The organism is Anaerococcus porci (genome assembly GCF_009696575.1).
Classification (GTDB): domain Bacteria; phylum Bacillota; class Clostridia; order Tissierellales; family Peptoniphilaceae; genus Anaerococcus; species Anaerococcus porci.
On record NZ_VULQ01000003.1, the window covers coordinates 227,447 to 237,001 of the forward strand.

At 29.8% G+C, this 9,555-nt stretch carries 10 protein-coding genes and 1 rRNA gene; 8 read left to right on the plus strand and 3 right to left on the minus strand.

Annotation, left to right across the window (positions count from 1 at the left end):
• Window positions 1-33: 33 nt before the first annotated feature.
• Window positions 34-279 carry a glutathione S-transferase N-terminal domain-containing protein gene (locus FYJ26_RS04140; protein WP_154539895.1) on the plus strand — a complete coding sequence of 82 codons (246 nt, stop codon included), beginning with the start codon at window positions 34-36 and terminating at the stop codon, window positions 277-279.
• A gap of 93 nt (window positions 280-372) precedes the next feature.
• Window positions 373-762, plus strand: coding sequence for a hypothetical protein (locus FYJ26_RS04145; RefSeq protein ID WP_154539897.1), 390 nt, complete (start codon window positions 373-375; stop codon window positions 760-762).
• 38 nt (window positions 763-800) lie between these two features.
• Here the strand turns inward: FYJ26_RS04145 and FYJ26_RS11340 are convergent, their stop codons facing one another.
• Window positions 801-1,292: a TM2 domain-containing protein gene (locus tag FYJ26_RS11340; RefSeq protein WP_154539899.1), complete on the minus strand. Its 492-nt coding sequence runs from the start codon at window positions 1,290-1,292 to the stop codon at window positions 801-803.
• A 256-nt stretch (window positions 1,293-1,548) separates the two neighbouring features.
• On the opposite strand from FYJ26_RS11340, the gene FYJ26_RS11000 reads away from it, so the two are divergent.
• A complete protein-coding gene (locus tag FYJ26_RS11000; protein WP_229771207.1) occupies window positions 1,549-1,731 on the plus strand; it encodes a hypothetical protein in 183 nt (60 codons plus the stop codon).
• A gap of 277 nt (window positions 1,732-2,008) precedes the next feature.
• On the opposite strand, the gene ahpF is transcribed toward FYJ26_RS11000, so the two are convergent.
• Both ahpF and ahpC read right to left on the minus strand, forming a co-directional pair.
• Window positions 2,009-3,535: an alkyl hydroperoxide reductase subunit F gene (gene ahpF, locus FYJ26_RS04160; protein WP_154539901.1), complete on the minus strand. Its 1,527-nt coding sequence runs from the start codon at window positions 3,533-3,535 to the stop codon at window positions 2,009-2,011.
• Entirely contained in the window at window positions 3,535-4,104 is a 570-nt protein-coding gene (gene ahpC / locus FYJ26_RS04165; RefSeq protein WP_154539903.1) for an alkyl hydroperoxide reductase subunit C, read from the minus strand. The genes ahpF and ahpC overlap by 1 nt, the downstream gene beginning before the upstream one ends.
• Window positions 4,105-4,461: 357 nt before the next feature.
• On the opposite strand from ahpC, the gene FYJ26_RS04170 reads away from it, so the two are divergent.
• The 5 genes from FYJ26_RS04170 to FYJ26_RS04190 form a co-directional block, all read left to right on the plus strand.
• Window positions 4,462-5,571 (plus strand): glycerate kinase family protein, encoded by a 1,110-nt coding sequence (locus FYJ26_RS04170; protein WP_154539905.1) that lies wholly within the window; start codon window positions 4,462-4,464, stop codon window positions 5,569-5,571.
• Between the two features lie 39 nt (window positions 5,572-5,610).
• Window positions 5,611-6,276 carry a rhomboid family intramembrane serine protease gene (locus FYJ26_RS04175; RefSeq protein WP_154539907.1) on the plus strand — a complete coding sequence of 222 codons (666 nt, stop codon included), beginning with the start codon at window positions 5,611-5,613 and terminating at the stop codon, window positions 6,274-6,276.
• Window positions 6,273-7,115 (plus strand): hypothetical protein, encoded by an 843-nt coding sequence (locus FYJ26_RS04180; RefSeq protein WP_154539909.1) that lies wholly within the window; start codon window positions 6,273-6,275, stop codon window positions 7,113-7,115. The genes FYJ26_RS04175 and FYJ26_RS04180 overlap by 4 nt, the downstream gene beginning before the upstream one ends.
• An 11-nt stretch (window positions 7,116-7,126) precedes the next feature.
• Window positions 7,127-8,911, plus strand: a complete 1,785-nt coding sequence (gene pepF, locus FYJ26_RS04185; protein ID WP_154539911.1) for an oligoendopeptidase F — start codon at window positions 7,127-7,129, stop codon at window positions 8,909-8,911.
• Window positions 8,912-9,333: 422 nt separating this feature from the next.
• Window positions 9,334-9,555: ribosomal RNA gene (locus tag FYJ26_RS04190) — 16S ribosomal RNA — on the plus strand; the annotation flags it as partial.

Here is a 9,555-nt window from a genome sequence, read left to right on the forward strand (position 1 = left end):
ATATAAGGAAGCTAAAAAAAGAAAGGATATAAAATGAGTAAATTTGACTTATATTTTAAACCAGAATGTCCATATTGCTTAAAAGTTTTAAATTTTATGCATGAAAATAAAATTACCGACTTCACATCATACAATGTAAAGGATGGAAGAAGTGGTGAAGAAAATACTAAAGAATTAGTAGAATTGGGCGGAAAAGATCAAATCCCATTTATGGTATTTGGTGATGTAAAAATGTATGAATCAGATGATATAATAGAATATCTAAAAGAAAATTACTAGAATGCAATACAAAGTACCGACCTTGGGTCGGTATTTTTTTGTTAAGTTTTTATAAAATAAATCTTATCCGGGTATAAAAATAAGGGTGATAATATGAGAAATTTAAAATATAGGGATAATAAAATATATGAAGCTGATAGGATAATCTACAAGCTAAAAAAATCAGCAAAAAGCTATGAAGTTCTCTATAATAGTGGGAAACTTGTAGCTAGATTTAAGGTAAAGAAGATATTTAGTCTAAAGGATATTAGAGAGGCTGTAATAGGAAATATAAGGATAAGAAAAGAGAAAAAAGCTCCTATAGAAGATGCTAAAATATTAAATAGAAATTTTATAAATCTTTATCCAAATTCGGGACTAATTTCACTCTTAAAGGAAGAAGAACTTTTAGGCTCTTATAATTTTTCGAAAGATGAGATTGAAGTTTTTGATGATGAAGGACTTCTTATAACTATATTTTTTGCCCTAAAAGTAATAAGTTAAAAGCTCTTGTAAATATTATTTTTGCAAGAGCTTAATTTTTACATATAAATATATCCATTTTCATCAGGTGTTTTTGTAAGAGCTATTATAAATTCAAAAAAAGATATTATAGTTGGAATTCCAGTACATATAAATATAAGATATATAATTCCCTTACCAAATTTTCTGGAATAAAACTTATGGGCTCCGAATCCTCCCAAAAACAAGGCCAAAATAGCATATATCCACTTATTAACAGGATATTTACCATAAGGAATATTCTTATTTTCTTGGTTTATATATATGTTTGTAACACTAGATTTATCCAAGTCATTTCTATAATATTCTTTTTCATCTACAGTCTTATAAGATTCATATTCTGATTTTTCTTTTGCTTTTCTTATGTAGTTATGGTTTCCATCATTGAAAACTTTAACCTTGTCTCCAATATTTGGAACAAAGTTAACATCATCAAGATCAATTCTTATTACAGAACCATCTTCAAGTCCAACTACAACTTTATCTGCTTCAATTTTTATTATTTCTCCCATATTAACTCCAATCTTTTTCTAAATTATATCATTATTTTTTTAAAATATAAAAAAATTCTAATTTATACTAAAGTTGCCCTATAGTTATTAGGATTTTAAAATTATTTATCATAATATATTAATAAGAATGGGAATATGTTAAGTGAAAAAATTAAAAATAAAAGAGCTAAGGCTTACCCAAGAATATATTACAGAAAAATTATACATATAAAGGCAGGCTGTATCAAAGTGGGAAAAGGGATTATCTGAACTATCTATGGAGAATCTAGTTAAATTAAGTGAAATATTCAATGTAGATATAGAATATTTTAAAAATGAAAGCGAAGATAAAGAAGAAAAGCCTATCCTTGCTAGTTTTTTTAGCTATATCTTTTATAATTTTAACCCTATATTTTGGAATTTCTGTATTGCCTTCTCGCAGGCTATAAAAGACTTGTGAGAAAAGCTAGATGACTTAGACTATACTTTGTTTTCAAAATTTATCTTACCTTTAGTATTCATCTTAAGTCCTCTTATTGTTTTATATAATATAATTAAGAAATAAAAATTAAAAAAAGGGCTATTGCAGAATGAATTAATCGTTCCAAAATCATTACAAGATTTTCCAGACAATTTGGATTTTCTTAGCCGGTAGGCTATTTCAAATTATCTATTAGTAATTTGTAATGATAGAAGATTAGAAATTCATAATTTTGCAACAAACCCTTTTAAATTATTTATTTTCTAATGAGGTAGTTAAAGGCTGAAAGTGCTGCAGTCGCTCCAGATCCTGATGCTATTACTATTTGCTTATATACTGAATCAGTGCAATCTCCTGCTGCAAAGACACCTTCTATATTTGTAGAAGCATCTTTTTTAACTTCTATCTCACCTCTATCTGTAAGCTTTACAAGACCATCTAGCCATTCTGTATTTGGTATTTGTCCTATTTGTAAGAATACTCCAGAAAGTTTTTCTTCGTGTACTTCTCCTGTTACGCGATCAGTGTATTTTAAGCCTGTAAGCTTATTGTCACCTATGAATTCTGTTGTTTGTGCATTGGTTATAACTTTGACATTTTGAAGGGATTCTAATTTTTCTTGTAGTATTTTGTCTGCCTTAAGTTCTGGCAAAAATTCATATACTGTAACAGTATTAGCAAGTCCTGCAAGGTCGATTGCAGCTTCTATTCCTGAATTTCCGCCACCAATTACGCCAACATCTTTGCCCTTAAATAAGGGACCATCACAGTGGGTACAAAAAGCTATACCCTTAGTCTTAAACTTATCTTCTCCTGGAACATTTAAGAGTCTCCATCTTGTTCCAGTTGCAAGGATTAAAGATTTGCTATTAATCTTTGAGCCTTCATCAAGCTCTATTATTATTTCTTTATCTTCCTTGCTAAAGCTTTGAGCTTTTACTCCCTCAATTATATCTACACCAAGATTTTTAACTTGTTCTTTTAAAAGAGCCATGTATTTTGGTCCTTCTGTAGATATAAGTCCTGGTATATTTTCAATTGTAAGAGTTTCATTAACTTGTCCACCAAATTCATCTGCAACTATACCAACCTTAAGTCCCTTACGAGCTCCATAGATTGCAGCAGTTCCACTTGCAGGACCTCCTCCAACTATTAAGATATCGTAGTTTTTAAAATTAGATAAATCCCTTTTAGCCTTTCCTGCAACAAGGTCTAGTAGGTTAGATAAAGTTTTCTTACCACCATCAACAAATTCTTTATCTTTAAAGATTGCAGGAACTGCCATAACATCTCTTTTTTCAGCTATATCTTGGAATACTGATCCTTCAATCATTGTGTGGTTTACATTTTTATTTAAAACAGCCATTATGTTAAAGGATTGAACAACTTCAGGGCAGTTGTGACATGTTAGAGAAACAATGGTTTCGTAGTTTTCATTTGTATCTATAGATTCGATTCTTTTTTTATCCTCATCACTTATTTTTGGAGCTATACCTCCAACTTGTAAAAGAGCAAGGACAAAGGATTCAAATTCGTGTCCTAAAGGAATTCCTGCAAAGACTATTTTACCGTGGTCAAAGTCACCTTGAAGCCTGAAAGAAGGTTTATATTCTAAGTCTTCTTCTGTTACTTTGATTTTATCTGATAGACTTTCAACATCCCTTATAAAAGATTCTAGTTTTTTTGATTTTTCATCATCTTTTAAAGAAAGTCCAATGTTTACATTGGACTTAAGCATCTTAAGGTAAGCCTTAAGTTGTTCTTTTAGCTTTTGATCTAACATTAGATTTTTCCTACAAGGTCAAGTCCTGGTGTTAGAGTATCATCATCTTCTGAATTCCATTTTGCAGGGCATACTTGGTCTGGGTGTTGTCTTACATATTTTCCAGCCTTTACCTTGTAAATGTTGTTTTCAGCTTTTCTTCCGATTCCATCAGCATTGATTTCTAAAGCTTGAATTACATTGTCTGGGTCTATTATGAGAGTTGCTCTTTGAGCCTTTCCATCTTCAGACAAGATATCTAGTGCCTTTGTTAGTTCTTTATTTGAATCACCAATCATTGTGTATTCAAGTTTGCCTATAGCATCACTTTCTTCATGCCAAGCTTTGTGTACAAAGTGAGTGTCAACACTTACTGAATAAACTTCAGCACCTAATCCTTTAAGTTCATCATACTTTTCTTGTAAATCTTCAAGTTCTGTAGGACATACAAAAGTAAAGTCAGCTGGATAGAACATTAAAACTTTCCATTCACCTTCTAGGTCTTTATCACTTACTGTGATAAACTCATCTGTCTTTGGATTATAAGCATCCAATTCAAATTCTGGTAATCTTTTTCCGATTAATGACATAATATCCTCCATAAAAAATTATTTATTATTTTTCTATTTCATTCTTACTTACAAGATAATTATACTCATTCTAAAATTAAAATCAATATTAAAAATAAAAAAATAAAAATAAGACCAAAAGAAATAAAAAAAATTAATTTCTTTTGGTCTTAAATAAGATTAAAGATAAAAAGCCACTTATAGTATGTATTTAAGTGGCTCTTTGATGGGCGAAATCTTTATAGATTTCTATGAGTTAAACAGTAAAAGTTTATTTAATAAACTTTCTATTTTATTATAACACCCAATTCTTAATCGGTAAAGATATTTAAATAATTAAGATATAGATATTGGGTATAATTTATATTGAGGTGAATTATGAATATACTACTAGCTTTAGATTCTATAAAAGATTTTGAAAACTCAATAGAGATAGCCAATTATTTTAAAGACGAGTTAGAAAAATATGAAAAGACTAACCATGTTGAAATCCTTCCCTTTCTAGATGGAGGAAGAGGGACTGTAGAGATTATGAAAGAAGTTATAGGAGGAGATTTCTCTTATGTGAATGTACATAATCCACAAAATGAGGCTTCAACTGCAAGATATGTAATTAAAAACAATTTTTGTGTAATGGAGATGGCAGAAGCTTGTGGTCTTAGGCTCCTAGATAAGGATACGCTTGATATAATGAAGTCATCTTCCATAGGATTAGGGGAGATGATAGTAGATGGTTTTAATAATGGATGTGAAAAGTTCTTTATAGGAGTAGGAGATACTGCAACAAATGATATGGGCATGGGTATGCTTTATGCTTTAGGTGTTAGATTTTATGATAAGAACTTAAATTCTCTTACCCCTATTGCAAAAAACATGATAAAGGTTAATTCAATAGATATGTCAGGTCTTGATAAGAGAATATTTAATGTGGATATTGAGCTTGCCACAAGCCAACCTCTTACTCTTTTTGAAAAAAATTCCTTTTTAGAAAAAAGACCTATAAGAAAGGGAGCTAGTAAGGAAGAGATAGAAAAATTAGAAGTAGCATGTAAGCACTTTTCAAAAAAAGTATCAGAAGCACTAGGTGTTGGTCATATAGATTTTCCATATCTTGGAGCAGGTGGCGGGGTATGCTGGGCTCTTTATATCTTCTTTAGAGCACAAATTTCTAATTCAATGGAGCTTATTTTATCTCTTGTAGACTTCAAAGAGGAAGTGAAAGATCAAGATATAATGATTCTTACTGAAAATGTAGATGAATTTAATGGAGAAAATTCTATAAATCTTGCTAAATTTGCTAAAAGATACAATAAAGATATAAGGGTTATATTTTTACAAGATGTAGATTATCAAAGGATAGAAAAAAACAATATAATTGATCAGATTTATGAATTTTCTATTGATGAAAATATAAATAGAGAAGACTATGATAAAGAAATAAGAAAAATAGCAAGAAGTCTAATAGAAGATAGCTTTGCTATTTTTTAAGCTCTTTATATCTATGGTATAATTAAAGGAAAGAGAGATATGAGTAAAGGAAAAATGACAAGAATACTAATGGGAATAAATATCCTAGTCTTTATTTTGATGACTGTAAGTGGAGGAAGTGAAAATATATCAAATCTGGTGAGGTTTCAGGCTATGAATAAGATATATGTCTTTCAAGGGCAGTGGTGGCGAATGTTTTGTGCAATCTTTATCCATATAGGAATTTTTCATCTTTTGATGAATATGTATTTTTTAAATTCCATAGGTGGAGTTTTTGAATCTCTTTATGGATCAAGAAATTTTCTTATCATATACATTCTAACGGGTCTTATGGGTAATCTTTTAACCTATGCTTTTGGAGAGTTGAACACAGTATCAGCCGGAGCCTCTACTTCTCTTTATGGACTTATAGGTCTTGGGCTAGGCATTATGTTAAACTATAAAGATAATGATATCCTTATGCAATTTGGAAGAAGTTTTCTTCCTATAATAGTAATAAATATAATTTATTCATTTATGATGCCAGGGATTGGAATTACAGGACATTTGGGTGGACTTTTGGGAGGATTTATCCTAGCAGGAGCTTTTCCAATTATGAATATGGATATTTCATCTACAACAAGAATTATCAGCTTAGTTGCCTTTGTAGCTATAGCCATTGGATTTGTTTATATAGGAAATAGGTCTGTAATGGGAGCCTTATGAGAAAACATACTATACTTTTATGTCTTCTTAGCTTATATTTTCTTTTTACATCTTGTCAAAAACCAAGTGAAAGTTCTTTAAAAAATGGTGATAAAGAAACTATAAAGGAAAAAGTTAATATAAAATATGTAGGAAAAGAAAAAACTTTTGAAAATACAAATAAGAAGAAAAGCTTCGAACAAAAGTATGGAAAAGGGAGAAAATCCCCTTCTATAAATCTTGATGAGGCTGTGGGTAATCTTGTATCTGCAAAGATAGCTAATATAGATTTAGGCCTTTCCCTTCTTCCTTCTACAGAAAATTCTGGTAGTTATTCTATATTTGTAAACTATGAAGATAAGAATAACAATCTAGGCTTAGATGAAGAGAAAATTGAAATAGGACCAATTTTTGATGAAGATAAGTCCTATAGTCTCATTAGTTTTTATAAGATGACATCTCCTAGTGGGGATATTTTAATTATAAGTCAGGTCCAAATATCTGATGATTTTCAATATTCAAAGTATTCTATATACAATAAGTATTTAAATATGATGGACTATGCTTACTTTTACAATTCAAATCAAAATATATACCCTACATCTATAAGAAGTGATGCTATCTTAGATGAGGCCGAGGATATAGAAGATGGAGATATAAATATTGCTACGAAGATGAGAGTAAAAGAAGATAAGTACCTTAAAGATTTATTTAAGACCTATAATATAGAAAATATAAGTAAAAAAGCAAATATTGAAAATAGTGAGATGGTAATAGCAAACTTCACTAAGGAAAGTGATAAGATTATTAAAATTTTAAGTATAGAAAAATTAAAAAATGGAAAATTTGCCATTAAGTAAAGGAGCAAAATATGAATAGAAATGAAATAGATAAGTCCCTAAAGTGGGATACAGAAAAAATATATAAAAGCGATGATGACTTTTATAAGGAAGTAGAAGAAGTAAAAAATCTTTTAAAAGAAGTTAAGACATATAAAGGAAGGATATTAGAGTCAGCTGATTCTTTATACAAGTTTTTAAAGGATTCTGAAAAACTTGAAAGAAAATTCTCGAAACTTGGTGTCTACGCATCCTTAAAGTCAGATGAGGATACAAGAGTATCTAAATATCAAGAGATGGAAAAAATTGCAACAAATCTTTATGGAGATTTGGTAAAAAATTTATCTTTTGTAAATCCTGAAATATTATCAGATGATTACGAGAAGGTAAAATCTTTTATAAACCAAAAAGATGAACTTAAAATATATGCTCATTACTTTGAAGATTTATTTAGAAACAAAGACCACACTCTAGGAGAAAATGAAGAGAAAATAATAGCATCATTTTCAAAACTTACACAAAACCCACAAAACACTTATATGATATTTTCAAATGCAGATTTAAAATTTCCAAGTGTCAAAAAAGGCGATAAAGAAGTAAAAATTACAGATGCAAACTTCACAAACCTACAAGTAGATTCTAACCGTAAATTTAGAAGAGATGTTTACGAAACCTACTATAAGACATATAAGCAATTTGAAAATACAGTTGCATCTCTTTTAGATGGCGAGATGACTGCAAATAACACCATAGCAGCTCTTAAAAACTTTAAGTCTGCAAGAGAAATGAGTCTATTTAGAAATAATATAAATGAAAGCGTATATGATAATCTAATAGAAGTAATCCATGACAATATAGAAATTCACAGAGACTATACAAGCCTTAGAAAAAAAGTTTTAGGACTTAGTGATTTAGGCTTTCATGATATATATCTTCCCTTAGTAGAAGATTATGAAAAAAAATATACATTTGATGAGGCTAAGGAATTAATCCTTAAGGCTCTTGCTCCACTAGGCGAAGAATATATTAAAAAGGCAAGAGAAGGATTTGATGATAGATGGTTTGACGTATTAGAAAATGATGGAAAAAGATCAGGAGGATACTCATCAGGATCCTATGATACAGAACCATACATCCTATTAAACTATAACGAATCTCTAGATTCACTATTTACAACAGCACATGAATTAGGTCACTCCATGCACTCCTACTACACAAGAAGTAGCCAACCTTATATATATGGAGAATATTCAATATTTTTGGCAGAAATAGCATCAACAACAAATGAGCTACTTCTACTAAACTATATGATAGATAAGGCAGAAAATGATAAAGAAAAAACTTATTTATTAAATCACTATGTAAATAGCTTTAAGTCTACAGTATTTAGGCAAACTATGTTTGCTGAATTTGAACATATTGCAAACAAACTTGTAGAGGAGGGAAAACCTGTAACAAGTGAGAAACTAAACCAAATTTATCATGATCTAAATGTAGATTATTTTGGAGAAGATATAGAAGTAGATGAATATATATCAACAGAGTGGGCAAGAATACCACACTTTTATATGTTCTACTATGTATTCCAATACGCAACAGGTTTCTCATCAGCAGTAACCCTATCAGATAAAATACTAAATGGAGAAAAAGAAGATATAGAAAAATACCTTAACTTTCTAAAAGCAGGAAAGAGTAAGTATCCATTGGAAGTATTAAAAGATGCTGGAGTAGATATGACCAAGAAAGATTCACTACAAAAAGCTATGGATGTGTGCAAAGAAAAGTTAGAAGAGTTAAAAAAAGCCTTAAATAAATAAAATATTTAAAAAATTTGGAATAAAAGACAAAGAAGACCTAATTTTTATTGTAAAATAGGTCTTCTTTTCTTTTTTTAAAAAAACTTCAGAAAAAAATTGACAAAAGATAATAACCATAGTATTATATAAAGGTACTGTAAATGACTGAGCAAGATAATAAAAAATAAAAAAACTTGACAAAGTAAAATGTGCAGTATATAATATATACAATATCATATCAGAAAAGATATCTTAAAACTAAGTGTTTTTTAGAAAAAAATAAAAAAATACTTGACAAGATAAAATGAAGATGGTATTATATAATAGTCGTTACAAGATAGCGACATTGAACCTCAAAAAAATATATATAGATAACTACAAAAAAGTAAAGTGAATTACTTTGAGTAAACCAAACAAAAAATGACAGAAGTCAAGATCGAACTTTAAATGAGAGTTTGATCCTGGCTCAGGATAAACGCTGGCGGCGTGCATAACACATGCAAGTCGAACGATGAAACGATTAAGAGTTCTTCGGAACGATTAAAAGTGGATTAGTGGCGAACGGGTGAGTAACACGTGAGTAACCTGCCTTACACAAGGGGATAGCCTTTGGAAACGAAGAATAATACCCTATAAAGTCAAATCATCGCATGATGGAATGACCA

What these genes read in the sequence shown, in the direction of transcription:
- FYJ26_RS04145 (WP_154539897.1), top strand. Translation starts at nt 373, where the DNA reads ATGAGAAATTTAAAATATAGGGATAATAAAATATATGAAGCTGATAGG.
- pepF (WP_154539911.1), top strand. Translation starts at nt 7,127, where the DNA reads ATGAATAGAAATGAAATAGATAAGTCCCTAAAGTGGGATACAGAAAAA.
- FYJ26_RS04140 (WP_154539895.1), top strand. Translation starts at nt 34, where the DNA reads ATGAGTAAATTTGACTTATATTTTAAACCAGAATGTCCATATTGCTTA.
- ahpC (WP_154539903.1), bottom strand. Translation starts at nt 4,104, where the DNA reads ATGTCATTAATCGGAAAAAGATTACCAGAATTTGAATTGGATGCTTAT.
- FYJ26_RS11340 (WP_154539899.1), bottom strand. Translation starts at nt 1,292, where the DNA reads ATGGGAGAAATAATAAAAATTGAAGCAGATAAAGTTGTAGTTGGACTT.
- ahpF (WP_154539901.1), bottom strand. Translation starts at nt 3,535, where the DNA reads ATGTTAGATCAAAAGCTAAAAGAACAACTTAAGGCTTACCTTAAGATG.
- FYJ26_RS04170 (WP_154539905.1), top strand. Translation starts at nt 4,462, where the DNA reads ATGAATATACTACTAGCTTTAGATTCTATAAAAGATTTTGAAAACTCA.
- FYJ26_RS04175 (WP_154539907.1), top strand. Translation starts at nt 5,611, where the DNA reads ATGAGTAAAGGAAAAATGACAAGAATACTAATGGGAATAAATATCCTA.
- FYJ26_RS04180 (WP_154539909.1), top strand. Translation starts at nt 6,273, where the DNA reads ATGAGAAAACATACTATACTTTTATGTCTTCTTAGCTTATATTTTCTT.
- FYJ26_RS11000 (WP_229771207.1), top strand. Translation starts at nt 1,549, where the DNA reads ATGGAGAATCTAGTTAAATTAAGTGAAATATTCAATGTAGATATAGAA.